This is a genomic window from uncultured Cellulomonas sp. (assembly GCF_947494015.1).
GTDB lineage: Bacteria > Actinomycetota > Actinomycetes > Actinomycetales > Cellulomonadaceae > Pengzhenrongella.
Genome location: NZ_CANLTL010000002.1, coordinates 321,628 through 345,952, shown reverse-complemented (window position 1 = coordinate 345,952; position 24,325 = coordinate 321,628). Strand labels below are relative to the sequence as shown.

At 75.0% G+C, this 24,325-nt stretch carries 25 protein-coding genes; 21 read left to right on the top strand and 4 right to left on the bottom strand.

Annotated elements, in window-relative coordinates; genetic code table 11:
- Nucleotides 1–102: 102 nt before the first annotated feature.
- The 5 genes from rpsM to Q0840_RS03335 all read left to right on the top strand — a co-directional run bounded on the left by rpsM (nucleotide 103) and on the right by Q0840_RS03335 (nucleotide 3,769).
- A complete protein-coding gene (gene rpsM / locus Q0840_RS03355) occupies nucleotides 103–483 on the top strand; it encodes a 30S ribosomal protein S13 (protein WP_298456313.1) in 381 nt (126 codons plus the stop codon).
- Between the two features lie 82 nt (nucleotides 484–565).
- Nucleotides 566–967, top strand: coding sequence for a 30S ribosomal protein S11 (gene rpsK / locus Q0840_RS03350; protein ID WP_298456310.1), 402 nt, complete (start codon nucleotides 566–568; stop codon nucleotides 965–967).
- Nucleotides 968–1,164: 197 nt separating this feature from the next.
- Complete coding sequence (locus Q0840_RS03345; protein ID WP_298456305.1) at nucleotides 1,165–2,184, top strand: DNA-directed RNA polymerase subunit alpha; 1,020 nt, start codon at nucleotides 1,165–1,167, stop codon at nucleotides 2,182–2,184.
- 65 nt (nucleotides 2,185–2,249) lie between these two features.
- Entirely contained in the window at nucleotides 2,250–2,840 is a 591-nt protein-coding gene (gene rplQ, locus Q0840_RS03340) for a 50S ribosomal protein L17 (protein ID WP_298456302.1), read from the top strand.
- 170 nt (nucleotides 2,841–3,010) lie between these two features.
- Nucleotides 3,011–3,769 carry an alpha/beta fold hydrolase gene (locus Q0840_RS03335; protein ID WP_298456299.1) on the top strand — a complete coding sequence of 253 codons (759 nt, stop codon included), beginning with the start codon at nucleotides 3,011–3,013 and terminating at the stop codon, nucleotides 3,767–3,769.
- Nucleotides 3,770–3,797: 28 nt separating this feature from the next.
- Here Q0840_RS03335 and Q0840_RS03330 read toward each other — a convergent pair whose 3' ends face one another.
- Nucleotides 3,798–4,568 carry an ROK family protein gene (locus Q0840_RS03330; protein WP_298456296.1) on the bottom strand — a complete coding sequence of 257 codons (771 nt, stop codon included), beginning with the start codon at nucleotides 4,566–4,568 and terminating at the stop codon, nucleotides 3,798–3,800.
- 40 nt (nucleotides 4,569–4,608) lie between these two features.
- Here Q0840_RS03330 and truA point away from each other — a divergent pair, with 40 nt between their 5' ends.
- Nucleotides 4,609–5,466, top strand: coding sequence for a tRNA pseudouridine(38-40) synthase TruA (gene truA, locus Q0840_RS03325; RefSeq protein WP_298456293.1), 858 nt, complete (start codon nucleotides 4,609–4,611; stop codon nucleotides 5,464–5,466).
- An 88-nt stretch (nucleotides 5,467–5,554) separates the two neighbouring features.
- Here truA and Q0840_RS03320 read toward each other — a convergent pair whose 3' ends face one another.
- Nucleotides 5,555–5,968, bottom strand: coding sequence for a DUF5709 domain-containing protein (locus tag Q0840_RS03320; protein ID WP_367183062.1), 414 nt, complete (start codon nucleotides 5,966–5,968; stop codon nucleotides 5,555–5,557).
- Nucleotides 5,969–6,077: 109 nt separating this feature from the next.
- Between Q0840_RS03320 and Q0840_RS03315 the strand changes: the two genes are divergently transcribed.
- From Q0840_RS03315 to Q0840_RS03290, 6 genes are all read left to right on the top strand, one after another.
- Nucleotides 6,078–7,760: an ATP-binding cassette domain-containing protein gene (locus Q0840_RS03315; RefSeq protein WP_298456290.1), complete on the top strand. Its 1,683-nt coding sequence runs from the start codon at nucleotides 6,078–6,080 to the stop codon at nucleotides 7,758–7,760.
- Nucleotides 7,761–8,064: 304 nt separating this feature from the next.
- Nucleotides 8,065–8,514, top strand: a complete 450-nt coding sequence (gene rplM / locus Q0840_RS03310; RefSeq protein ID WP_298456288.1) for a 50S ribosomal protein L13 — start codon at nucleotides 8,065–8,067, stop codon at nucleotides 8,512–8,514.
- A gap of 43 nt (nucleotides 8,515–8,557) precedes the next feature.
- Entirely contained in the window at nucleotides 8,558–9,046 is a 489-nt protein-coding gene (gene rpsI / locus Q0840_RS03305; protein WP_298456285.1) for a 30S ribosomal protein S9, read from the top strand.
- A 148-nt stretch (nucleotides 9,047–9,194) separates the two neighbouring features.
- A complete protein-coding gene (gene glmM / locus Q0840_RS03300) occupies nucleotides 9,195–10,544 on the top strand; it encodes a phosphoglucosamine mutase (protein WP_298456283.1) in 1,350 nt (449 codons plus the stop codon).
- Between the two features lie 46 nt (nucleotides 10,545–10,590).
- Nucleotides 10,591–11,199: a peptide deformylase gene (locus Q0840_RS03295; RefSeq protein WP_298456585.1), complete on the top strand. Its 609-nt coding sequence runs from the start codon at nucleotides 10,591–10,593 to the stop codon at nucleotides 11,197–11,199.
- Nucleotides 11,200–11,450: 251 nt separating this feature from the next.
- On the top strand, nucleotides 11,451–12,206 hold the full coding sequence (locus Q0840_RS03290; protein WP_298456280.1) for a DedA family protein: 756 nt from the start codon (nucleotides 11,451–11,453) through the stop codon (nucleotides 12,204–12,206).
- Nucleotides 12,207–12,241: 35 nt separating this feature from the next.
- Here Q0840_RS03290 and coaA read toward each other — a convergent pair whose 3' ends face one another.
- A complete protein-coding gene (gene coaA, locus Q0840_RS03285) occupies nucleotides 12,242–13,198 on the bottom strand; it encodes a type I pantothenate kinase (RefSeq protein ID WP_298456277.1) in 957 nt (318 codons plus the stop codon).
- 82 nt (nucleotides 13,199–13,280) lie between these two features.
- On the opposite strand from coaA, the gene glmS reads away from it, so the two are divergent.
- From glmS to Q0840_RS03270, 3 genes are all read left to right on the top strand, one after another.
- Nucleotides 13,281–15,140 carry a glutamine--fructose-6-phosphate transaminase (isomerizing) gene (glmS, locus tag Q0840_RS03280; RefSeq protein ID WP_298456274.1) on the top strand — a complete coding sequence of 620 codons (1,860 nt, stop codon included), beginning with the start codon at nucleotides 13,281–13,283 and terminating at the stop codon, nucleotides 15,138–15,140.
- Nucleotides 15,141–15,165: 25 nt separating this feature from the next.
- Nucleotides 15,166–15,525, top strand: a complete 360-nt coding sequence (locus tag Q0840_RS03275) for a holo-ACP synthase (RefSeq protein ID WP_298456271.1) — start codon at nucleotides 15,166–15,168, stop codon at nucleotides 15,523–15,525.
- A 212-nt stretch (nucleotides 15,526–15,737) separates the two neighbouring features.
- Complete coding sequence (locus tag Q0840_RS03270) at nucleotides 15,738–17,273, top strand: alpha/beta hydrolase domain-containing protein (RefSeq protein ID WP_298456268.1); 1,536 nt, start codon at nucleotides 15,738–15,740, stop codon at nucleotides 17,271–17,273.
- A 285-nt stretch (nucleotides 17,274–17,558) separates the two neighbouring features.
- On the opposite strand, the gene Q0840_RS03265 is transcribed toward Q0840_RS03270, so the two are convergent.
- A complete protein-coding gene (locus tag Q0840_RS03265) occupies nucleotides 17,559–18,551 on the bottom strand; it encodes an LLM class F420-dependent oxidoreductase (protein WP_298456265.1) in 993 nt (330 codons plus the stop codon).
- 59 nt (nucleotides 18,552–18,610) lie between these two features.
- Between Q0840_RS03265 and Q0840_RS03260 the strand changes: the two genes are divergently transcribed.
- The 6 genes from Q0840_RS03260 (at nucleotide 18,611) to Q0840_RS03235 (ending at nucleotide 24,307) form a co-directional block, all read left to right on the top strand.
- Nucleotides 18,611–20,236, top strand: a complete 1,626-nt coding sequence (locus Q0840_RS03260; RefSeq protein ID WP_298456262.1) for a bifunctional ADP-dependent NAD(P)H-hydrate dehydratase/NAD(P)H-hydrate epimerase — start codon at nucleotides 18,611–18,613, stop codon at nucleotides 20,234–20,236.
- A gap of 5 nt (nucleotides 20,237–20,241) precedes the next feature.
- The gene (gene alr / locus Q0840_RS03255) at nucleotides 20,242–21,531 is read left to right on the top strand and encodes an alanine racemase (RefSeq protein ID WP_298456259.1); all 1,290 of its coding nucleotides are present in this window, start codon (nucleotides 20,242–20,244) and stop codon (nucleotides 21,529–21,531) included.
- Complete coding sequence (tsaE, locus tag Q0840_RS03250) at nucleotides 21,528–22,085, top strand: tRNA (adenosine(37)-N6)-threonylcarbamoyltransferase complex ATPase subunit type 1 TsaE (RefSeq protein WP_298456255.1); 558 nt, start codon at nucleotides 21,528–21,530, stop codon at nucleotides 22,083–22,085. Before alr ends, tsaE begins: the two co-directional genes overlap by 4 nt.
- 5 nt (nucleotides 22,086–22,090) lie before the next feature.
- A complete protein-coding gene (gene tsaB, locus Q0840_RS03245) occupies nucleotides 22,091–22,819 on the top strand; it encodes a tRNA (adenosine(37)-N6)-threonylcarbamoyltransferase complex dimerization subunit type 1 TsaB (RefSeq protein WP_298456252.1) in 729 nt (242 codons plus the stop codon).
- Nucleotides 22,820–22,835: 16 nt separating this feature from the next.
- Complete coding sequence (gene rimI, locus Q0840_RS03240) at nucleotides 22,836–23,363, top strand: ribosomal protein S18-alanine N-acetyltransferase (protein ID WP_298456249.1); 528 nt, start codon at nucleotides 22,836–22,838, stop codon at nucleotides 23,361–23,363.
- 86 nt (nucleotides 23,364–23,449) lie between these two features.
- Nucleotides 23,450–24,307 (top strand): sulfurtransferase, encoded by an 858-nt coding sequence (locus tag Q0840_RS03235; RefSeq protein WP_298456584.1) that lies wholly within the window; start codon nucleotides 23,450–23,452, stop codon nucleotides 24,305–24,307.
- Nucleotides 24,308–24,325 lie beyond the last annotated feature (18 nt).

Genomic DNA, 24,325 nt, shown 5'->3' with positions numbered 1-24,325 from the left:
CCCTGGCGGCGGCGCAGAACCCCCGGTCGGAGGCCGGGGCCCGCACACATGCGGGACGGCGGTGCGGAAGACCTCCGACGCAGTACAGGAGACACCTCTCAGATGGCACGTCTTGTCGGCGTCGACCTCCCCCGCGAGAAGCGGCTGGAGATCGCGCTCACCTACATCTACGGCGTGGGTCGCACCCGCGCTCAGCAGACCCTGGCCGCGACGGGCATCAGCCCCGACGTGCGCGTGCGGGACCTCGGCGACGCCGAGCTGGTCGCCCTGCGCGACTACCTCGAGGGCAGCTTCAAGCTCGAGGGCGACCTGCGGCGCGAGGTCGCCGCGGACATCCGCCGCAAGGTCGAGATCGGCAGCTACGAGGGCATCCGCCACCGCCGCGGCCTCCCGGTGCGTGGCCAGCGCACCAAGACCAACGCGCGTACCCGCAAGGGCCCCAAGCGCACCGTCGCCGGCAAGAAGAAGGCCGGTCGCAAGTAGCCCGCTCGCCCCGGGCCGGTGACACGTCACCGGCTCCGCGGCACCCGCGGCCCGCCGACCTCAGACCCGAGAGAGAAGTCCCATGCCCCCCAAGTCCCGTACCGCCGTGCGCAAGCCGCGCCGCAAGGAGAAGAAGAACGTCTCCCACGGCCAGGCGCACATCAAGAGCACCTTCAACAACACCATCGTCTCGATCACGGACCCGTCCGGCGCGGTGATCGCCTGGGCCTCGTCCGGCCAGGTCGGCTTCAAGGGTTCGCGCAAGTCGACCCCGTTCGCGGCCCAGCTCGCCGCCGAGGCCGCCGCCCGCCGCGCCCAGGAGCACGGCATGAAGAAGGTCGACGTCTTCGTCAAGGGCCCCGGCTCCGGCCGTGAGACCGCGATCCGCTCGCTGCAGGCGACCGGCCTCGAGGTCGGCTCGATCTCCGACGTGACGCCCCAGGCGCACAACGGCTGCCGTCCGCCGAAGCGCCGTCGCGTCTGATCCACCCCGCAGAGCACACCGGGCCGGACCACCGGCCCGGTGTGCTCTCCCGGCGTGAGCCGGAGCCGACCGTCGTCGTGGCCGCGCGCCGCGCACGGACCTGCGCACCACGCCTGACCCGGGTGGACCGAGACCCGGCGGGCACGTAGTACCGCGGACGCGTCATATGGCGGACGCCCGCTGAGAGGAATGACACCGTGCTCATCGCACAGCGCCCCACCCTGACCGAAGAGGTCATCTCCGAGCGTCGCTCGCGGTTCTCGATCGAGCCGCTCGAGCCGGGCTTCGGCTACACGCTGGGCAACTCCCTGCGTCGCACCCTGCTGTCGTCCATCCCCGGCGCTGCTGTCACGTCCATCCGGATCGACGGCGTCCTGCACGAGTTCACCACCGTGCCGGGGGTCAAGGAGGACGTCACCGAGATCATCCTCAACATCAAGAACCTCGTCGTCTCCTCCGAGAACGACGAGCCCGTCGTGATGTACCTGCGCAAGCAGGGCTCGGGTGCGGTCACCGCGGCGGACATCGTGCCGCCGGCGGGCGTCGAGGTGCACAACCCCGACCTGCACATCGCGACGCTCAACGAGAAGGGCAAGCTCGAGATCGAGCTGACCGTCGAGCGTGGGCGCGGGTACGTGTCGGCGCAGCAGAACAAGTCCTACGACGCCGAGATCGGCCGCGTCCCGGTCGACTCGATCTACTCGCCGGTCCTCAAGGTGACCTACAAGGTCGAGGCGACCCGTGTCGAGCAGCGCACCGACTTCGACAAGCTCATCGTCGACGTCGAGACCAAGAGCGCGATCGCCCCGCGGGACGCGCTGGCCTCGGCCGGCAAGACGCTCGTCGAGCTGTTCGGTCTGGCGCGTGAGCTCAACGTCGAGGCCGAGGGCATCGAGATCGGCCCGTCGCCGACCGACGCCGCGCTCGCCGCCGACCTGGCCCTGCCGGTCGAGGAGCTGCAGCTGACGATCCGCTCCTACAACTGCCTCAAGCGCGAGGGCATCCACACCGTGGGTGAGCTCGTGGCCCGCAGCGAGGCCGACCTGCTGGACATCCGCAACTTCGGTGCGAAGTCCATCACCGAGGTCAAGGAGAAGCTCGCCGAGCTCGGCCTGTCCCTCAAGGACAGCCCGCTCGACTTCGACCCCACGCAGACCGCCGGGTACTACGAGGGCGACGAGGTCGAGTTCACCGAGGACGAGCAGCAGCAGTACTGACGCCGGGCCGACGGCGCCCCCGGGCGCCCGACCACCCATCACTTTCAGAGTTGAGGAGTTAGACGATGCCTACGCCCACCAAGGGTCCCCGGCTCGGTGGCGGTCCGGCGCACGAGCGGCTCATGCTGGCCAACCTGGCCACGAGCCTGTTCGAGCACAAGCGGATCACCACCACGGAGGCCAAGGCCAAGCGCCTGCGCCCCCTGGCCGAGCGGCTCATCACGTTCGCCAAGCGCGGCGACCTGCACGCCCGCCGTCGGGTGCTGACCGTGGTCCGGGACAAGGGTGTCGTGCACACCCTGTTCACCGAGATCGCCCCCGCCGTCGCCGAGCGCCAGGGCGGCTACACGCGGATCACCAAGATCGGCCCGCGCAAGGGCGACAACGCTCCCATGGCGGTCATCGAGCTCGTGCTCGAGCCGCTGAGCGCGAAGCAGGCCACCGTGCGCGAGGCCGAGGGTGCGACCCGTCGCGCCGCGGCGCCGCAGGCGGCGCCGGCCGCCCCCGCGGCGGAGTCCGCCGACGAGACCGTGGTCGCCGGTGACGTCGAGGTGACCGAGGACGTCGTGGAGTCCGGCGCCGCCGGGACCGACGCGTCCGACCAGACCGCGGCCGCCGACGAGGCTGCCGCTGCCCCCGAGGCCGACAAGGCCTGACGGGAGCGACCTGGAGGGCCCGGCGCCGAGATCACCTCTCGGGGCCGGGCCCTTCGTCATGCCCCCACGGTGCCGTGGGTGGGGTGGGTGCCGGTGGTCCGCGCGCAGCCGGCCGCAGCGGTCCACCGGACGTCGCGCCCGGCCCGCTGCGGCGTCGTAGGGTCACCGCCATGGGCGCTCCGCCGGTCGTGCTGCTGCACGGCGTCCGCACCTCCGCGACCATGTGGCGGGCCCAGCTGGAGACCCTGCGGCGCGCGGGCCACCGCGCCGTCGCGGTCGACCTGCCCGGGCACGGCACCGACCGCGGGCAGCGGTTCACGCTCGACGGGGCGGTCGACCGGGTCGCCGAGGCCGTCGACGGGCTCGGCGGCCGTGCGCTGGTGGTGGGGCTCTCCCTCGGGGGGTACGTCGCGATCACCCACGCGGCCCGTCACCCGGAGCAGGTGGCCGGCCTGGTCGCCGCGGACTGCTCGACCCGGCCGCTGGGCGCGGTGGTGCGGGGCTGGGCGCTGCTCGCCCGCGGGATCGGCCTGCTGCCCGACGCCGGCGCAAGGCTCAACCAGGTCATGGTCGACCTCACCCTCGCGGCCGACGCCGCCGTCGACGTGGGCGCGGGAGGCTACGCGCTGGACGTCATGGACGACGTGCTGCAGGAGATCGGCCGGTCGCGCCCGGTGACGGACCTCGCCCGGGTGAGCGCGCCGGTGTGGATCGTCAACGGCCGGTGGGACCACTTCCGGTCCGAGGAGCGCCGGTACCTGCGAGCGTGCCGTGACGGGCGCCTGGTCGTGCTGCGCGGCGCGCGGCACCTGTCCAGCCTCGACCGGCCGGTCGCCTTCTCCCGGGTGCTGCTGGAGGCGCTGGACGAGCTGGCCGTCACCGAACCCGGGGACCGGTCCGTGTCCGGCCGGTCCGCGGTGCGCGCCTGAGCCGGGCACCACAGCCGGCGGCCGCTCGTCAGACCCGCAGGCTCCACGCGCGGACCCCACCCACGATGCCCGCCGTGTTGGGGACGACCACGACGTCGTCGCCCAGGCGCGCCAGCACCTGCGGTGTCAGGCGGCGGGAGTTGCCGCCGCCCAGGTAGAGCCGGTCCCAGAGGAAGACGGGTCGCAGGCCGTCCACCACCCGGCGCACACGGCGCGACCACAGCGCGTCGCCGAGGCGGGCGCGCTCGACCTCACCGATGTAGGTGTCGTAGCTCGTGCCCCACCGCACCGGTGCGTGCGACAGCTCCAGGTGCGGGGCGAGCCGGCCTCCGTCGAACAGCGCCGAGCCGAGCCCGGTGCCGACCGTGAGTACCAGCTCGAGCCCGCTGCCGGCCACGACGCCGGCTCCGTGCACCTCGGCGTCGTTGAGCACCAGGGCCGGTACGCCGAGGGTGCGGGCCACGGCGGCTTCCATGTCGAAGTCCGTCCAGGCGTCGACCAGCTCGGGCAGGACCCGGGTGTGCGGGCCGGACCGGGTCACGTAGTGCGGCGTGGCCACCACGACGCCGTGCCGGATCATCCCGGGCATCCCGACGGTCGCCCGGTCGGCCGGGGGCAGGTCGGCGGCGATGCCGGCGATGGTCGACAGCAGCCGTTCGGGGGGCAGCGGGTAGGGGGTGGGCACCCGCACCGCGGGGGCGCGCAGGGTGCCGGCCGCGTCCAGCACGGAGGCCTTGATGCCCCCGCCTCCGCAGTCGACGGCGAGCGTGTGCGCGGCGGGGGAGGGGGGCGTGGGCACCCGCTGACGCTACCGTCGGCGGCTGGCCTAGGTTGTGGCCGTGCCCCGCATCCGCCTGGACCTGTCCTACGACGGCACCGACTTCGCCGGCTGGGCGCGGCAGCCCGGGCTGCGCACCGTCCAGGGGCTGCTCGAGGGGGCGCTGGCGACCGTGCTGCGCACCGGGGCCCCGCTCCGGGTGACCGTCGCCGGCCGCACGGACGCCGGTGTGCACGCACGGGGCCAGGTCGCCCACGTGGATCTCGACGAGGCCGCCTGGGCGGCGGTCCCGGGCCGGTCGGCCCGGGAGCCCGGTGTGGCCCTGGTGGCGCGGCTGACCGGCGTGCTGCCGCGGGACGTCGTCGTGCACCGAGCGCAGGTGGCGCCGGGCGGGTTCGACGCGCGCTTCTCCGCGCTGCGGCGGCACTACGCCTACCGGATCGCCGACGACGCCGCGCGGCGCGACCCGCTGCGCCGCCGGCACGTGCTGTGGCACCCGCGGCCGCTGGACGTCGCCGCGATGCAGGCCGCGACCCGGGCGCTGGTCGGGCACCACGACTTCGCCGCGTTCTGCAAGCCGCGCGAGGGCGCGACCACCATCCGCACGCTGGAGGTGCTCGACTGGGCACGCCCGGGCGACGGACCGGACGCCGGCCTGGTGGTCGCGACGGTCCAGGCGGACGCGTTCTGCCACAGCATGGTCCGGGCCCTGGTGGGCGCGTCCGTCGCGGTGGGTGAGGGACGCCGCCCGGTGGGGTGGCCCGCCGCGGTGCTGGCCGACCGCCGCCGCGATCCCGGTGGCGGCGTCGTGCCGGCGCTCGGGCTCACGCTCGAGGAGGTCGCCTACCCCGGCGACGACGAGCTCGACGCCCGGGCGACCCAGACCCGCGCCGTGCGGGCCGCGCTCCCGCCGCGCTGAACGGACCGAGCGCACCCGGCGACGCCCGGACCGGACCCGCCCGCGGGCGGTCAGGGTCCGGGCGTCGGGGCCGGTCGGTCCGTCCGCGTCAGACGTCGGGGTCGTCCACGATCCGCACGGCCGCCTCCTCGGCGCTCGCGGCGCCGCCGTCGATGCCCTCGTCGACGGCGAACATGTCGGTCCCGCCGGCCTCCACCGCGCCGTCGTCCGCGGCGAGGCGGCCGGCCCGGTCGGGCTGCGTGGCACCCTTCTCGGGGGCCTCCCAGATCTCCGGCTCCTCCTGCGCGACGCGCTGGTCGAGCGTCTCGCCGCGCGACTCCTCCCACGCGGTCTCGCCGAAGTGGACGCTGGTGTCGCGCTCGGGCGGGGAGGTGCCGAGGTCGAGCAGCTCGTCGGAGCTGCCTCCGGACATCGAGTCCTCACCCTGGATCTGGTTGCTGTCGCCCTCCGTCCCCAGGGCCGCGTCGGTGCTGGTGGCTGGTGTGTCGTCCATGGTGCTCATGCCTCCACGGTGGCATCGGCGTCCGCCGCCCGCCACGGGAAGGTGCGCCGCTGCGCTGCGGGCGAAAATGGCGTCGTCCGGGGGTGCGCGCGTCCCGCACACTGGGGCCGTGGGACACGTCGACATCAGCTCCGTCAGCTACTACCTGCCGGACGGTCGTCCCCTGCTCGACGAGGTCGACCTGCGGGTCGGCGACGGCGCCAAGGTCGCGCTGGTCGGCCCCAACGGCGCCGGCAAGACGACCCTGCTGCGCATCGTGGCCGGGGACCTCGACCCGCACGGCGGCACGGTCGCGCGCAGCGGCGGCCTGGCGGTCATGCGGCAGTTCGTCGGCCGGATCGACGACGACCGTTCCATCCGTGACCTGCTGGCGTCCCTCGCGCCGGCGGCCGTGCGCGACGCCGCTCTCGAGCTGGCCGCGGCCGAGCTCGCCATCATGGAGGTCGACGACGAGCCCGCCCAGATGCGGTACGCGACCGCGCTGGTCGACTGGGCCGACGTCGGCGGCTACGAGGCCGAGGCGGGCTGGGACCAGGTCACCGACACGGTGCTGTCCGTCCCGTTCGACCGGGCCCAGTTCCGCGAGGTGCGCACGCTGTCGGGCGGGGAGCAGAAGCGGCTCGTGCTCGAGGCGCTGCTGCGCGGCCCCGAGGAGGTGCTGCTGCTCGACGAGCCGGACAACTACCTGGACGTGCCGACCAAGCGCTGGCTCGAGCGTGAGCTCGCGGCGACCGCCAAGACGGTGCTGTACGTGAGCCACGACCGCGAGCTGCTGTCCCGCACCGCGACCCAGGTCGCCAGCGTGGAGCCGACGCCCGCCGGCTCCACGGTGTGGGTGCACGGCGCGGGGTTCGCGACCTACCACGCCGCCCGGGAGGACCGGCGCAGCCGGCTCGAGGAGCTGCTGCGCCGCTGGGAGGAGGAGCACGCCAAGCTCAAGGAGCTCGTGCTCACGCTGAAGAACAAGGCGGCGTTCAACGACGGGCTCGCGTCTCGGTACTCGGCCGCGCAGACCCGGTTGCGCAAGTTCGAGGAGGCCGGGCCGCCGCAGGTCGTCGCGCGCGAGCAGAACGTGCGGGTGCGGCTGACCGGCGGCCGGACCGCCAAGCGCGCCGTGGTCGCGACCGGTCTGGAGCTGACCGGTCTGATGCGGCCGTTCGACCTGGAGGTGTGGTTCGGCGAGCGGGTCGCGGTGCTGGGGTCCAACGGCTCCGGCAAGTCCCACTTCCTGCGCCTGCTCGCCGCCGGCGGGACCGACCCGGACCGCGAGCACGAGCCGGTGGACGACGTCGTCGTCGCGCCGGTCGCGCACACCGGGCGCGTGGTGCTCGGGTCCCGGGTGCGCCCGGGCTGGTTCGCGCAGAACCACACGCACCCCGAGCTCGCCGGGCGCACGCTGCTGGAGGTCCTGCACCGCGGCGACGCGCGCCGGTCGGGCATCGGCCGGGAGGCGGCGAGCAAGGCGCTGGACCGTTACGAGCTCGTCGCGGCGGCCGAGCAGGCGTACGACACGCTCTCCGGCGGCCAGCAGGCCCGGTTCCAGATCCTGCTGCTCGAGCTGGGCGGCGCGACCCTGCTGCTGTTGGACGAGCCGACCGACAACCTGGACCTGCACTCCGCCGAGGCGCTGGAGGCGGGGCTGGCCGCGTTCGAGGGCACGGTGCTGGCCGTCACCCACGACCGGTGGTTCGCGCGCGGCTTCGACCGGTTCCTGGTCTTCGGGGCGGACGGCGACGTGGTGGAGACCCCGGAGCCCGTGTGGGACGCCGGTCGGGTGCGGCGCGCCCGCTGACGGCGGCGTGCCCGGACCACGACGCCGCGCCGTGCTGCACGACGGTGCGCGACGGTGCCCGGCCGGTGCACGACGATGCCCGGCCGGTGCACGACGATGCTCGGCCGGTGTGACGCAGAGCGTTTTGACCCCCCGCCGGGCGTCCGGCTACTCTGGTGTGTCGTTGTGCGTCCCGTCGTGGGGCCGGTGTGCTCCCACTCGCCGGCTCCCTGCCCCGGGATGCGCAGACAAGACTCATCGGTCGCCCGCCCATGCGGGCGCGCCGGAGACCTCATTCAGCTACACGAAACGAAGGCTTACGACCGTGCGCACGTACACCCCGAAGCCCGGCGACGTCGAGCGGACCTGGCACGTCATCGACGCGACCGACGTCGTCCTGGGCCGTCTCGCCTCGCAGGTGGCCACCCTGCTGCGCGGCAAGCACAAGGCCACCTTTGCCCCGCACGTCGACAACGGTGACTTCGTCATCGTCATCAACGCGGACAAGGTCGCGCTGACCGGCAACAAGCGCGAGACCAAGCTCGCCTACCGGCACTCGGGCTACCCCGGCGGCCTGCGCGCGGTGGCGTACTCCGAGCTGCTGGACAAGCGCCCCGACCGCGCCGTGGAGAAGGCCGTCCGCGGCATGCTCCCGAAGAACTCCCTCGCCGCGCAGCAGCTGAGCAAGCTCAAGGTGTACGCCGGCGCCGAGCACCCGCACGCGGCGCAGCAGCCGCAGCCCTTCGAGATCACCCAGGTCGCTCAGCAGGCCTGAGCCTGCCGAGCACCGCACCAGACAGGACGCGAGGACACCACCAGTGGCCGAGACCACGGTCGACATCGACCTTGAGGGCGACGACACGCCCACCAGCTACACCTCCGAGAGCGCCGCGCCGACCGGCCGCGGCCAGAGCATCACGGCCCCGGGCAACGCGCTCGGCCGCCGCAAGGAGGCCGTCGCCCGCGTCCGCCTGGTGCCCGGCACCGGCACGTGGAAGATCAACGGCCGCACCCTGGAGGACTACTTCCCGAACAAGGTGCACCAGCAGCTGGTCAACTCCCCGCTGAAGCTGGTCGACGTCGAGGGTCGGTTCGACGTCATCGCCCGCATCACCGGTGGCGGCGTGTCCGGCCAGGCCGGTGCGCTGCGCCTGGGGGTGGCCCGTGCCCTCAACCTCATCGACGAGGAGCACAACCGCCCGGCGCTGAAGAAGGCCGGCTTCCTCACCCGCGACCCGCGCGTGGTCGAGCGCAAGAAGGCCGGGCTCAAGAAGGCCCGCAAGGCCCCGCAGTACTCCAAGCGCTGATCCGTCCGCGCTGACCGACGGCCCCGATGGCACACCATCGGGGCCGTCGGTGTTCCCCGACGGCGCGCGGACCCGGCCCCGGGGGATCCACGCGGAGCAGGACCCGGCACCGACCGGTCGGGTCGGTACACGACAGGAGCACACACCCATGGGACGTCTCTTCGGGACGGACGGCGTTCGTGGCGTCGCCAACCGCGACCTCACCGCCGAGCTGGCGCTCGACCTGTCGGTCGCGGCCGCGCACGTGCTGGCCACGCTCGGCGCCTTCGAGGACCACCGGCCCCGGGCCGTGATCGGTCGCGACCCGCGCGCGTCGGGGGAGTTCCTGTCCGCGGCCACCATCGCCGGCCTGGCCAGCGCCGGGGTCGACGTGATCAACGTCGGCGTGCTACCCACGCCCGCGGTCGCCTACCTGACCGGCAAGCTCGACGCCGACCTGGGCGTCGTCCTGTCGGCGTCGCACAACGCGATGCCGGACAACGGCATCAAGTTCTTCACGCGCGGCGGGGTCAAGCTCGACGACGCCGTCGAGGACGCGATCGAGGCGCGGCTGCGCGAGCCGTGGGACCGGCCCACCGGGGCGGCGGTCGGCCGGGTCAAGATGGACACCGGTCGGGCCGGGGACGAGTACGTCGAGCACCTCGTGGCGTCGATCTCCACGCCGCTGGACGGGCTGCGGATCGCGGTCGACTGCGCCAACGGCGCCGCCAGCGAGGTCGGCCCGCAGGCGCTGCGGGAGGCCGGGGCCGACGTCGTCGTCATCAACGGCTCGCCGGACGGCCGCAACATCAACGAGCAGTGCGGCTCCACCCACCCCGAGCAGCTGCAGGCCGTCACCGTCGCGTCCGGCGCCGACCTCGGGGTCGCCTTCGACGGCGACGCGGACCGCTGCCTGGCGGTCGACCACACCGGCGCACTGGTCGACGGCGACCAGATCATGGGCGTGCTGGCGGTCGCGATGCGCGACGCCGGCACCCTCGCGCAGGACACCCTGGTCGCCACGGTGATGAGCAACCTCGGCCTGAAGCTCGCGATGACCGCGCACGGGATCCGGATGCTCGAGACGGGCGTGGGGGACCGCTACGTGCTCGAGGCGATGCGCGCCGGTGGCTACGGCCTGGGCGGGGAGCAGTCCGGCCACGTCATCATGGCCGCGCACGCGACCACGGGCGACGGCGTCCTGACCGCCCTCCAGCTGGCCTCGCGGGTCGCGGCGACGGGGCAGAAGCTGTCCGAGCTCGCCGGCATCGTGCAGAGGCTGCCCCAGGTGCTCGTCAACGTCCCCGGCGTCGACAAGTCGCGGTCGGCGTCCGACGACGCGCTGCTCGCGGCCGTCGCGGACGCGGAGGCCGCCCTGGGCAGCACCGGACGCGTGCTGCTGCGTCCGTCCGGGACCGAGCCGCTCGTGCGGGTCATGGTCGAGGCGGCGAGCGAGGACGACGCGCAGCGGATCGCCGGCGAGCTCGCCGGCGTCGTGCGTGACCGCCTCGCCCTCTGACGGGGCGTCGCCGACCGTGCCCGACGTCCCGACCGTCACCGAGCTCGTGGACCGGCTGCTGGCCGGTCCCGACCCCGCCGACATCGTGCAGGCCGGTCACCCGGTGCTGCGCCGGCCCGCGCTGCGCTACGACGGGCAGCTCGACGACGCGGTGCTCGCCGACCTGCTCGCGCTGATGCGCCGCACGATGCACGCCGCCCCCGGCGTGGGCCTGGCCGCACCGCAGATCGGGATCCCGCTGGCGATCGCCGTCCTGGAGGACCCGGGTGCGCGTGACAGCGAGGTGGCCGACCTGCGGGAGCGTCCCGCGCTGCCCTACCGGGTGCTGGTCAACCCGCGCTACGCGCCGGTCGACGACGAGCGCGCCACCTTCTACGAGGGCTGCCTGTCCGTGCGCGGCTGGCAGGCCGTCGTGGCCCGGCACCGCCGGGTGCACCTGACCGGCCAGGACGAGACGGGACGCGAGCTCGACGAGGTGGTCAGCGGCTGGCCCGCCCGCATCGTCCAGCACGAGACCGACCACCTCCTGGGCACCCTCTACGTGGACCGCGCCGAGATGCGGTCACTGGTCACCGACGACGGCATCGGGGCCGCCCTCGCCTCCGAGCCGACGCCCGCCACGGCGGCGCGCGTGCTGGGCTTCGACGCCGGCTGAGGCCGGTCCGCATCCCCCTGGGGGGTCACGCAGGATCCACCCGACGACGGATGCCCACCGTCCGGCCCCGCGACGATGATGGTCACGCCCGGGCAGCCCGCCGCCCGGGGTGAACATCGGCCCAACCGGGGACCAACCAGGGGAAACCCTGATGACTCCGCGGGACCGGCCTCCCTAGGGTGGGTCCGCGTGCAGGGTCCCTGCGCACCCGGCACACCGCCGGACGCCACATCGGTAGGAGCTGGTGCCCCGTGCTGGAGGAGTGGTCTCTCGCGCTCGCGGCATCGCCCCTGGTCTACCTGGTGACGTACCTGGCGACCACGATCGACGGGTTCTTCCCGCCGATCCCCAGCGAGTCGGTCGTCATCGCGCTCGCCGCGCTGGCGACCACGACGGGCGCACCGAGCCTCGGCCTGCTGATGGCGGTCGCCGCCGCCGGTGCCTTCACCGGGGACCAGCTGGCGTACTGGCTGGGCGGCCGGGTCCAGGTGCGCAGCGCGCGCCTGCTGCGGGGCAAGCGCGCGCAGCGGACGCTGGACCGGGCCGAGTACGCCCTGGCGACCCGGGGGGCGTCGTTCATCATCGGCGCGAGGTACATCCCGGTCGGCCGCGTCGCGGTCAACATGACCGCCGGTGCGGTCCGGTACCCGCGGGCCCGGTTCGTCGGCCTGAGCGCGTTCGCCGCCGTCTCCTGGGCGCTGTACTCCACCGCCATCGGCGTCGGGGCCGGCGCATGGCTGGACGACCAGCCCCTGGTCGCGGTCGTGGTCGGGGTCGTGGGCGGCGCCGTCATCGGCCTCGTGGTCGACGCCGTGCTGAGCCGGGTCCAGAGCCGGTGGCGGCTGCGGGCGGTCCGGCAGGCTGCCGCGACGGTCGCGGAGGCCGCCGCGCCGGGGGAAGGCTCGGCCGTCCGCTGGGACGGCGCGGGCGCCGGCGGGGGATCGCCGCGCCCGAGCGGCGCACGCCGTGAGCCGGCGGCGATGGTCCTGCCCCGCGCCGACCGCTGACACCGGCACGTCGGGGGCCGGCCCGCCTCGGCCCGTCAGACCTTGCGCAGCCGGGCCCGCTGCACCGAGTGGTCGGCGCCCTTGGTCAGCACCAGGGTCGCCCGGCTGCGGGTCGGCAGGACGTTCAGCAGCAGGTTCGGGGCGTTGATCGAGTCCCAGATGCTCTCCGCCTTGGCCACCGCCTCGTCGTCGGTCAGGTCGGCGTAGCGACGGAAGTAGGACTCCGGCCGCGCGAACGCCGTCCGCCGCAGCGACAGGAAGCGGTCCACGTACCACTGCCGCACGTCGGAGGTGCGTGCGTCGACGTAGATGGAGAAGTCGAAGAAGTCGCTGACCGTCAGGGTGGACGCGCCGTCGACGGTGGGTCGCGACGGCTGGAGCACGTTCAGGCCCTCCACGATGAGCACGTCCGGACGCCGCACCACCACCTCCCCGCCGGGCACGATGTCGTAGCGCAGGTGGTCGTAGACGGGCGCGGCCACCTCGGGACGGCCCGCCTTGACCTTGGCCAGGAACCGCACGAGCGCCCGCCGGTCGTACGACTCGGGGAACCCCTTGCGGCCCATCAGGCCGCGCCGCTCCAGCTCGGCGTTCGGGTACAGGAAGCCGTCGGTGGTGACCAGCTCGACCCGGGGGGTCTGCGGCCAGCGGGTCATGAGCTCGCGCAGCAGCCGGGCGGTGGTCGACTTGCCGACCGCCACGGACCCGGCGATCCCGATCACGAACGGGGTGCCGCCGGAGTCCTCGCCGAGGAAGGTGCTGGACGCCTGGTGCAGGTGCCGGGTCGCCTCGACGTACAGGGTCAGCAGCCGGGACAGCGGCCGGTACACCGCGTCGACCTCCGCGAGGTCGATGGGGTCACCCAGGCCCCGCAGGTGCGCGACGTCGGCGTCGGTCAGCGGCAGCGGCGTCGAGCCGGACAACCGGGTCCACGCCTCCCGGTCGAGCTCCACGTAGGGCGTGGACGGGGTCAGGTCGACGGGGACGGGCACGGGGCAATCCTGCCCGATCGGTCCCGGTGGTGCGCTCGGCGGCCCCGTCGTGGCCGACCGTCGCGACGGTAGGCTGCGGCCCATGTGTGGAATCGTCGGGTACGTCGGTACCCAGCAGGCCAGCACGCGTCCGCTCGAGGTCGTGCTGGAGGGGCTGCGTCGGCTGGAGTACCGCGGGTACGACTCGGCCGGGGTCGCGCTCGTGGCCCCCGACGGTGGGGGACTGAGCACCGCCAAGAAGGCGGGCAAGCTCGCCAACCTGGTCGGTGAGCTCCAGGCGCACCCGCTGCCCGTGGCCAGCGCGGCCATCGGCCACACCCGCTGGGCGACCCACGGCGCCCCGAACGACGTCAACGCCCACCCGCACGTGGCCGGTCCGATCGCCCTCATCCACAACGGCATCGTGGAGAACTTCGCGGTCCTCAAGGCCGAGCTGCTCGCCGACGGCGTCCAGTTCCGGTCCGAGACGGACACCGAGGTCGCCGCGCACCTGCTGGCGCGCGCCTACGCCGAGACCGGTGACCTGTCGGCGGCCATGTGCGGCGTCGCCCGTCGTCTGGAGGGCACCTTCACGCTGCTCGCCGTGCACGCCGACCTGCCGGACGTCGTCGTCGGGGCCCGGCACGACTCCCCGCTGGTCGTCGGGCTCGGCGAGGGCGAGAACTTCCTCGGCAGCGACGTGGCCGCGTTCATCGCGCACACGCGCGACGCTCTCGAGCTCGGTCAGGACCAGGTCGTGACCCTCAGCCCGGACGGCGTCGAGGTCACCGACTTCTTCGGCGTCCCCGCGCAGGGCCGGCGGTACCGGGTCGACTGGGACGCGGCCGCCGCGGAGAAGGGCGGGTTCGCGTCCTTCATGGACAAGGAGATCCACGACCAGCCGCAGGCCGTGGGGGACACGCTGCTCGGGCGCACCGACCTGGCCGGCAACCTCGTGCTGGACGACCTGCGCATCGACGAGTCGGTGCTGCGGTCGATCGACAAGATCGTCGTGATCGCGTGCGGCACCGCCGCGTACGCCGGGCACGTCGCGAAGTACGCCATCGAGCACTGGTGCCGCATCCCGGTGGAGGTCGAGCTCGCGCACGAGTTCCGGTACCGCGACCCCGTCGTCGGTCCGCGCACCCTCGTCGTGGCGATCTCCCAGTCGGGGGAGACGATGGACACCCTGATGGCGGTCCGGCACGCCCGCGAGCAGGGCGCCAAGGTGCTGGCCATCTGCAACACCCACGGCTCGACCATCCCGCGCGAGTCCGACGCGGTGCTCTACACCCACGCCGGGCCGGAGATCGCGGTCGCGTCGACCAAGGCGTTCCTGTCCCAGATCACCGCGGCGTACCTGCTCGGGCTGTACCTGGCCCAGCTGCGCGGCAACAAGTTCCCGGACGAGATCGCCGAGACCTTCGACCAGCTGCGCGCGATGCCCGAGCGGATCCAGACGGTGCTCGACCGCGCCGATGCCGTGCGCAAGGCGGCCCGTGAGCTCGCCGACGTGCCGTCGGTGCTGTTCCTGGGCCGTCACGTCGGGTTCCCCGTCGCGCTCGAGGGCGCCCTGAAGCTCAAGGAGCTCGCCTACATCCACGCCGAGGGGTTCGCGGCCGGCGAGCTCAAGCACGGGCCGATCGCCCTGATCGACGAGGGGCAGCCGGTGTTCGTCGTCGTGCCGTCGCCCCGGGGCCGGGACTCCCTGCACTCCAAGGTGATCTCCAACATCCAGGAGATCCGCGCCCGCGGCGCCCGCACCCTGGTCATCGCGGAGGACGGGGACGACGCCGTCGAGGCCTACGCCGACGACGTGTTCTACGTCCCGCAGTGCCCGACGCTGCTGTCCCCGCTGCTGGCGACCGTGCCCCTGCAGGTGTTCGCGTGCGAGCTCGCGACCGCCCGCGGGCTCGACGTCGACCAGCCGCGCAACCTCGCGAAGTCGGTCACGGTCGAGTGACCGCGGCCGGCGGCCCGGGCGCGGCGTGATCATCGGCGTCGGGATCGACGTCGTCGACGTCGCGCGGTTCATGGCGACCATCGAGCGGGTGCCCGCGCTGCGGGCCCGGTTGTTCACACCCGCTGAGCGGGACCTGCCCCCGGCCTCGCTCGCGGCCCGGTTCGCCGCGAAGGAGGCGATCGCCAAGGCGCTGGGAGCGCCGGCCGGTATGAGCTGGCAGGACGCGACCGTCCGCCGCACGGTCGGCGCGCAGCCGGTGGTCGAGGTCACCGGCACGGTCGCCGCCCGGGCGGACGAGCTCGGCGTAGCCCGGTTCCACCTGTCCATCTCGCACGACGCGGGCATCGCGTCCGCGGTCGCCATCGCCGAGGCCGACCCGGCGTAGGGCCGGCTGCACATCGGTGCAGCAGCCTTGCGGACCTCCGGCGCGCGGGGAGAGCATCGCCGGTGGCGAGCGCGACGGCAGAGCAGCCGCACGCGCGCTCGACCCGCCCCGACCCGGGGCCGGTCGACCACCGGGGGACGCAGCGACGACGAGGTCGGGGCGGGTCGATCCGCCCCGGCGGCGTCGCGGGCGGCGTCGATCGAGGAGGACCCATGAGAACAGCCGCACGCCCGTGGGGTGCACTGGCCGCGATGTCGTTCGCACTGGCCGGGCTGGTCCCGGCCGCGCTACCCGCCGCGGCAGCCGCCGACGGCGGGACACCGGTGCCGCAGGTGTCCGGTCCGTTGCCGGTCACCGCGCAGTCGTACCCGTTCGGGGCGGCCGAGCACCAGCTGGTGCCCCAGGACCTGTCCCGTGAGCACTACGTCGAGGAGGAGTTCGTCGTCAGCGGCACGTCCAACGTGTACACCTGGCCGGCCGAGGGCCCGGCGCAGGTCGTCACGCCGGACGCGCCGTACACGACCCGCGTCCTGGTCCGCCGGCCGGAGAAGGGCGCCCGGTTCAGCGGCAACGTCGTGGTGGAGATGCTCAACCCGTCGAACCTGTTCGACCTGAACATCGGCTGGGCGGTCGCGCACCGCCAGATCATCGAGAACGGCGACGCCTGGGTGGGGATCACCGCCAAGCCGGTGGCGGTCGACGCGCTGCAGAGCTTCGACCCGGAGCGCTACGGGGCGCTGTCGTTCGCCAACCCGCTCGGGCTGGACGACCCGGCGAACTGCACCGTCAACGCCCCGGACACCCGGGACACCGAGCGCGGCCTGGTCTGGGACATCTACAGCCAGGTCGGCAAGTGGCTCAAGAGCGACGACCCGACGAACCCGCTGCGGTACCGGTCCACCGAGAGCCAGGTCGAGCACGCGTACGGGTTCGGGTACTCCCAGACCGGCGGCTACCTCGTCAACTACATCAACGCGGTGCACCCGCTCGTCGTGGAGTCCGACGGCGAGCCGGTCTACGACGCGTACCTCGTCGCGGTCGCGGGCGGGGCGTTCGCGGGCGCGTACCCCATGAACCAGTGCGAGCCCGCTCCGCCGGCGGGTGACCCGCGCCGGCAGATCTCCGACGTCGGGGTCCCGGTGATGCGGATGATGTCGCAGTCCGACTACCTGCCGGGCATCGGCTCCCGACGGCCTGACAGCGACGTCCCCGGTGACCTGTACCGCCACTACGAGATGGCCGGCGCCGGGCACGCCACCCCGGACGAGCTGTACTTCTCCGCGAAGCCGGAGGACATCCTGCAGGCCGAGCGGTCCGTCCCGCCGATGAGCTGCAACGAGGGCCCGCGCAGCAGGTTCCCGAGCGCGATCTTCTTCGACGCGGCGCTGCGCAACCTGGACCTGTGGGTCCGTGAGGGCATCGCGCCGCCGCGCGCGGAGCCGATCCTGGTGCAGGACGGCGCACCGGTGCTCGACCGGTTCGGCAACGTCCAGGGGGGTCTGCGCTCGCCGTACCTGGACGTGCCGACCAGCACCTGGTTCGGCACCGCGACCGGCGCGTCGTTCTGCTTCATCGCCGGGTACGAACGGCCGTTCGACGCGGCCACGCTCGCCGACCTCTACGGCAACGAGGGCGTCTACATCCGCGCCGTCCGGGCCAGCATCAACGAGCTCGTCGACCAGCGGTGGCTGACGAAGGACGACGCCCGGTGGCTGTTCCGCGAGGCGACGCGGGTCGAGATCCGCTGACCCCGCACCGGCCGGTCGGCCGAGCCCGTGCCCGCCCCCCGTCACCGACGGGCGGCGGGCACGGGCACGTCCCGGCACGTCGGGTCACGTCGAGGGCGGGGCGACCGGCCACCCGTCGTCGGGTGCGTCCGCGGGGCCTAGCGGCGTCGGGCACCCTCGATCCCGCAGCGGGCGCACCGGAAGGTGTAGCCGCCCTCGTCCTCACGGGGGACCTTGGTGGGGCGGTGGCCCAGCACCCGGCACAGCAGTCGGCTCCACATCGGCGGCGGCCCGTCGTCGGCGCGGTCAGCCGCGCAGCGCCGGGACGACCTGCGACTCGAACAGCTCGATCCCGGACCGGTCGTACGCCGCCTCGGCCCAGTACGTGATCGCGTACGTCATGCCCAGGCCCTGCAGCTCGGTGAGCGTCTCCACGATCTGCTCGGGGGTGCCGACCAGCGGTCCGGACCGCCACTGCTGCATGGCCTCGTCGACCTTGGCCGGGGAGAGGGTCCGGCGCAGGTGGTCGTTGATCCAGGCCAGCCGGTCGTCCACCTCGGCCTGGTTCTCGCCGATGACCACGTTGTAGTTGGCCGACCGGACGATCTCGCCGAAGTCGCGGCCCAGGGCCTCGCAGTGGCCTCGCAGGACCTCGGACTTGTGCGTGAACCCCTCGGGGGTGCCGTCGAAGTTGGTGTACGCGGCCCGCTCGGCAGCGATCCGCAGCGTCTTCTTCTCCCCGCCACCGGCGATCCACAGCGGCGGGCCGCCGGCCTGCAGCGGCAGCGGCGACAGCTGGGCGCCGTCGACCTGGTAGTGGCGGCCGTCCAGGGTCGCCGTCCCGGTGGTCCAGAGCTGCTGGAAGATCTGCACGCCCTCGTCCAGCGCCGCGATCCGCTCACCCGCGGTCGGGAAGCCGTAGCCGTACGCGCGCCACTCGTGCTCGTACCAGCCCGCGCCGATGCCCATCTCCACCCGGCCGCCGCTGATCACGTCGGCGGTCGCGGCGACCTTGGCCAGGTAGGCCGGGTTGCGGTAGCTCATGCAGGTGCACATCTGCCCCAGGCGGACCCGACGGGTGCTGGCGGCGTAGGCGGAGATGAGGCTCCACGCCTCGTGGGTCGCCTCGCCGTTCGGCTCCGGGACGGCGTGGAAGTGGTCGTAGACCCAGATCGACTCCCACGCGTCGCCGTCGTCGGCGTGCTGGGCGAGCCCGTTCATCACCGCCCAGTGCTCGCTCGCGTCGATGCCGGTGAGGTCCTGCCGCCAGCCCTGCGGGATGAACAGTCCGAATCGCATGTCGCCGAACCTACCGGTGGGCGGTGGCCGGTGCTCGCGGGGGCGCCCATGATGAGGGCGTGATCGTGGGACACACCGCCGACCAGGTCAGGGACGCCGAGAGGCCGCTGCTCGCGGCGGGGCCGCCGGGGGCGCTGATGGCCCAGGCGTCGTTCGCGCTCGCGGTCCGGGTCTGCGGTCTGCTGCGCGAGCGCCGGGGTGCGGTGCGGGGGGCGTCGGTGGTCGCGCTGGTCGGTCCGGGATCCAACGGCGGGGACGCTCTGCACGCCGGGGCGGAGCTGGCGCGCCGCGGCGTCGCGGTGCTCGCGGTGGCCACGTCGCCGGCCGTGCACGGCCCCGGGCTCGCGGCCCTGCGCGACGCCGGCGGGCAGGTGGTGACCGTGGTCGACGACGGTCCGGGGCGCCGGGTGTGGACCGGGGACGCGCTCGCCGACGCCGTGGCGGCGGACGTCGTCCTCGACGGGCTGCTCGGCATCGGTGCCCGCGGCGCGCTGCGGGGCGCGGCCGCCGAGCTCGTCACCCTGCTCACCGAGCTGCTGGCCGACGACGCCGCCCCCGGCGCCCCCGACGTGGTCGCCGTCGACCTGCCCAGCGGCATCGGCGTGGACGACGGCGCCCGCCCCGGCCCGGTGCTGCCGGCCGACCTCACAGTCACCTTCGGCGCGGTGAAGGCCGGACTGCTGCTGCCCCCGGCGTCCGGCGTGGCCGGCGACGTCGAGCTCGTCGACCTCGGCCTGGACCTGGTCGGTGCGGCGCCGGCGGCGGCGCGGCTCGAGGCCGGCGACGTCCCCGACCTGTGGCCGGTGCCGGGCCGGGGAGCGCACAAGTACACCCGCGGCGTGGTCGGGGTGGTCGCGGGGACGTCGGCGTACCCCGGTGCGGCCGTGCTCTCGGTCACCGCGACGGTGCTCGCCGGGACCGGGATGGTGCGGTACCTGGGACCGTCCCGGGTGACCGACGCGGTGCTCGCGGCGCGCCCCGAGGTCGTCGCCGGCCAGGGCCGCGTGCAGGCGTGGGTGCTGGGGCCGGGGGTCGACCCGGCGGACACCGAGCAGGCGGTCCGGGTCCAGGACGCGCTCGGCGCGGCGTTGCACGACGGCCTGCCCGCGGTGGTCGACGCCGGCGCGCTCCAGCTGCTGCCGGACCACCTGCGGCCCTGGATCGTGCTGACACCGCACGCCGGCGAGCTGGCGACCCTGCTCGCCGCGCGCGGCGAGACCGTGGACCGCGCCGGCGTCGAGGCGCAGCCGCTGCGCTGGGCCCGCCGGGCGCACGAGCTCACCGGCGCGACGGTGCTGCTCAAGGGGTCGACGACGCTCGTCGTCGGTGCCGGCGGGGGCGGTGCGGGCGCGGGCGGTGCTGGTGGCAGTGCTGCCGGCGGGGGCGGTGCGGGCGGCTCGGTCTGGAGCCAGGCGGACGCGCCGGCGTGGCTGGCCACCGCGGGGGCCGGTGACGTGCTGGCCGGGGTCCTCGGGGCCCTGCTGGCCGGGCGGTCGGCGGACGTGCTCGCCGACCCGCCGCTCGCCGCGGCGCTCGCGGCCACCGCCGCCCTCGTGCACGGCCGCGCCGCGCACCGGTCCAACCCGGCCGGGCCGGTGCACGCGCTGGCGGTCGCCCACGCGCTGCCCGGCACGCTCGCGGAGCTGCTGCGCGAGCCGACCGGCAGGCCCCCGGTGGGACACTGACGCGCGTGAGCCACTACCCCGCACGCGCCGTGGTCGACCTCGACGCGATCCGGTCCAACGTCCGCGCACTGGCCGCGCACGCGCCGACCGCCGCCGTGATGGCGGTCGTCAAGGCCGACGGGTACGGCCACGGGCTGCTGCCCACGGCCCGCGCCGCGGTCGACGGCGGCGCGACCTGGCTGGGCGCCGCCCAGGCCGACGAGGCGCTGGCGCTGCGCGCCGGCGGCCTCGGCGTGCGGGTGCTGACCTGGTTGTACTCCACCGGCGTGCCCATGGAGAGCCTGCTCACCGCCGACGTCGACGTGTCCGTCGCCGCACCGTGGGCGCTGGACCGGGTCGCGGCCGCCGCCCGCGCCACCGGTCGCACCGCCCGGGTCCACCTCAAGGTCGACACCGGCCTGGGCCGCAACGGACTGACCCCGGCGGACCTGCCGGACGTCCTGCACGCCGCGCTGCGCGCGCAGGCGGAGGGAGCGCTGCAGGTCACCGGCGTGTGGTCGCACTTCGCCTTCGCCGACGAGCCGGACCACCCCACGGTGCACCGGCAGGCCGAGGTCTTCGACGCCGCCGTCCGGCTCGTCGAGGGGGCGGGGGCGACGCTCGAGGTGCGCCACCTGGCCAACTCCGCCGCGACCCTGACGAACCCGTCGGTGCACCACGACCTGGTCCGGCCCGGGCTCGCGGTCTACGGCCTGTCCCCGGTGCCGTCGCTCGGGGGCCCGGCCGCGTACGGGCTGACCCCCGCGATGACGCTGGAGTCGCAGCTCGCCACCGTCAAGACGGTGCCGGCTGGCCACGGCGTCTCCTACGCGCACGCATACGTCACGCCGACCGAGACGGTGCTGGGTGTCGTCCCGATCGGGTACGCCGACGGGGTGCCGCGGCACGCGTCCGGGTCGCTGCCGGACCACCCGGGTGGTCCGGTGCAGGTCGGCGGCCGGCGGGCCGCGGTGGCGGGACGGGTCTGCATGGACCAGTTCGTGCTCGACCTCGGCCCTGGCGCCGCCGACGCCGCCGGGGACCGTGTGGAGCTATTCGGCACCGGCGCGCACGGCGGCCCGACGGCGGAGGACTGGGCCCGCGCCGCGGGCACGATCTCCTACGAGATCGTCACCCGGGTCGGTGCCCGGATCCCGCGCGAGTACGTCGGCGCCGGGGCCGGTGACCCGGGCCATGGCGGTGCGGTGGTGGATGCGGACGGTGCCGACGGTGCTGCGGGGGCGGACGGTGAGGCGGCCCCGGCCGGCTCGGTGGCGGGTGCGTCGTCGTCCGGCGCCGAGGGGCGGCGGTCGTGAGCGGGCCGCAGGAGGCCGTCCTGCGGGGCGAGCTGCCCGACGCCGACGCGACCCGCGGGCTGGGCCGGGCGCTGGCAGCGGTGCTGCGCCCCGGTGACCTCGTCGTCCTCACCGGTGACCTCGGGGCCGGCAAGACGACGCTCACGCAGGGCATCGGCGCGGGGTTGGGCGTGCGGGGTCAGGTCGCGTCGCCGACCTTCATCATCGCCCGGGTGCACCCGTCGCTGACCGGGGGTCCGGCGCTCGTGCACGTCGACGCCTACCGGCTGGGCTCGCTCGAGGAGGTGGACGCGCTCGATCTCGACGCGAGCCTGGAGGAGTCGGTCACGGTCGTGGAGTGGGGCGAGGGGCTCGTGGAGTCCCTGGCCGACGACCGGCTGGAGGTGTCGCTGCGGCGGCCGCGCGGCGACGTCGGAACCGGTGCCCGGGCGGGCGACGGCCCGGCCGACGACCCGGACGGTGACCTCACCGACGCGGCGGCCGGCACCCGGGTGGTCGAGCTGCGCGGGGTCGGGCCGCGCTGGGCCGGGGTCCGGCTGCCGGTCGTAGGCTGACCGCCGTGCCCGTCCTCGCCCTCGACACCTCGGCCGCCGTCGCGGTCGCGCTGACCACCGACGACGGCGCACCGCTCGCCGCTCGCCGCGTCACCGAGCAGCGGCGGCACGCCGAGCTGCTCGCCCCGATGGTGGCCGACGTCCTGCGGGACGCCGGCGTCGACCGTCGGGCCGTCACGGCCGTCGTCGTCGGCACCGGTCCGGCACCGTTCACCGGCCTGCGCGTGGGGCTGGTCACCGCCCGCACGCTCGCCGTCGCGCTCGGGGTGCCGGTGCTCGGCGTCCCGAGCCTGGACGCGCTCGCGGCCCAGGCCGCCGACGACCTCGGGCTCGGGTCCGGGACCGAGGTGCTCGTGGCGACCGACGCCCGGCGGCGGGAGGTCTACTGGGCGCGCTACCGGGTCGGTGCGGTACCGCCCCCCGGTACGAGGACAGGCACAGGTGCCGGCACGGCGCGGGAGGTCGACGTCGTGACCCCTCCCGCGGTGGCCCGTCCCGGGCAGCTCGCCGACGACGGTGCGGCCGACGGCGCGGTCGTCGTCGGGCGCGGTGCGACGCTCTACCCGGACAGCCTGCCGCCGGCCGCCGGTGCTCCCCTCGACCCGGACCCGGCGGTGCTCGCCGGGCTCGCCCTGGCTCGCCGGGCCCGCGGCCTGCCGCTGCCCGGCGAGCCGCTGTACCTGCGCCGCCCCGACGTCATGGAGCCCGCCGCGCGCAAGCGGGCGCTGGGGTGAGCGCGGGGTGCCGGTGGTGAGCGACGCCGTCGTCGGGACGTCCCTGCGGCCGCTGGGCCCGGGCGATCTGCCGGTGCTCGAGCGGCTCGAGCGCGACCTGTTCGGTCCCGGTGCGTGGTCGGCCGCGATGCTGGCCGAGGAGCTCGCGGGCCCGGGCCGCTGGTACGTCGGCGCGGTGCTCGCCGACGGGGTCCCGCACCCGGGGGAGCCCGGGTCCCTGGTCGGGTACGCCGGGCTGTGGTTCGACGGCCACGACGCCCAGGTGATGACGATCGGGGTCGACGCGGCGTGCCAGGGCCGAGGCGTGGGTCGGCTGCTGCTCGACGCCCTGGTCGACCGGGCCCGCGGGCTGGGCGCCGGGTCGGTCCTGCTCGAGGTGCGGGTGGACAACGCGCCGGCGCTGGCGCTGTACCGCCGGGTGGGCTTCACCGAGCTGGGGCGCCGTCGCGGGTACTACCAGCCCGAGAACGTCGACGCGTTCACGATGCGGCTGGACCTGGCCCCGTCCGGGTCGACGCCCGACGCCGCCGGGGTCATCCCGTGACCGGCGACCGCGCCGGCACCGGCGCCGGCACCGCCGCCGGCACGGGTACCGGCATCCCGGGCGCGCCCGACGACGCACGCTCCCGCGTGCTGGTCGACGCGGCGCAGCTCGCCGCGATGGTCGGTGGTGGGCACCCGGTCGTCGTGCTGGACGTGCGCTGGGCGCTGGGACGCAGCGACGGCCGCGAGCAGCACGCGGCCGGGCACGTGCCCGGTGCGGTCTACGTGGACCTCGACACCGAGCTCGCCGCGCCGCCGTCGGCCGCGCACGGCAGGCACCCGCTGCCGCCAGAGGCGGACCTGCAGGCGGCCGCACGGCGGTGGGGCGTGCGCGCCGGGGTGCCGGTGGTCGCGTACGACGCGGTCGGCGGGATGTCCGCCGCCCGGGCCTGGTGGCTGCTGCGCTGGGCCGGGGTCGCGGACGTCCGGCTGCTCGACGGCGGACTGGACGCCTGGGTCGCCGCGGGCGGCGCGCTGGAGCAGGGAGCCGTCACCCCCGAGCCGGGCGACGTCGTGCTCCGCCCCGGTGCGCTGCGGACCCTCGACGCGGACGCCGCGGCCGCGCTCGCGGCGGGCCGGGACACCGGCCGGCCCGGCGGGGTGCTGCTGGACGCCCGTGCCGGCGAGCGTTACCGCGGGGAGGTCGAGCCGGTGGACCCCCGCGCCGGGCACGTGCCCGGCGCGGTCAGCGTGCCGACGTCCGGCAACCTCACCGCGGACGGTCGCTTCGCCCCCGACGACGCCCTGCGCACGCGGTTCGCCGCGGCGGGCGCCCTGGACGGGCGACCGGTGGGCGTGTACTGCGGGTCGGGCGTCACCGCGGCGCACGAGGTCGCCGCGCTGGCCACCCTCGGGATCGACGCCGCGCTGTACCCCGGCTCGTGGTCCCAGTGGTCGGCGGACCCGGACCGGCCGGCAGCGCTTGGTCCCGAGCCGGGCGCGTAGCGAGCGACCGGCGCCGGG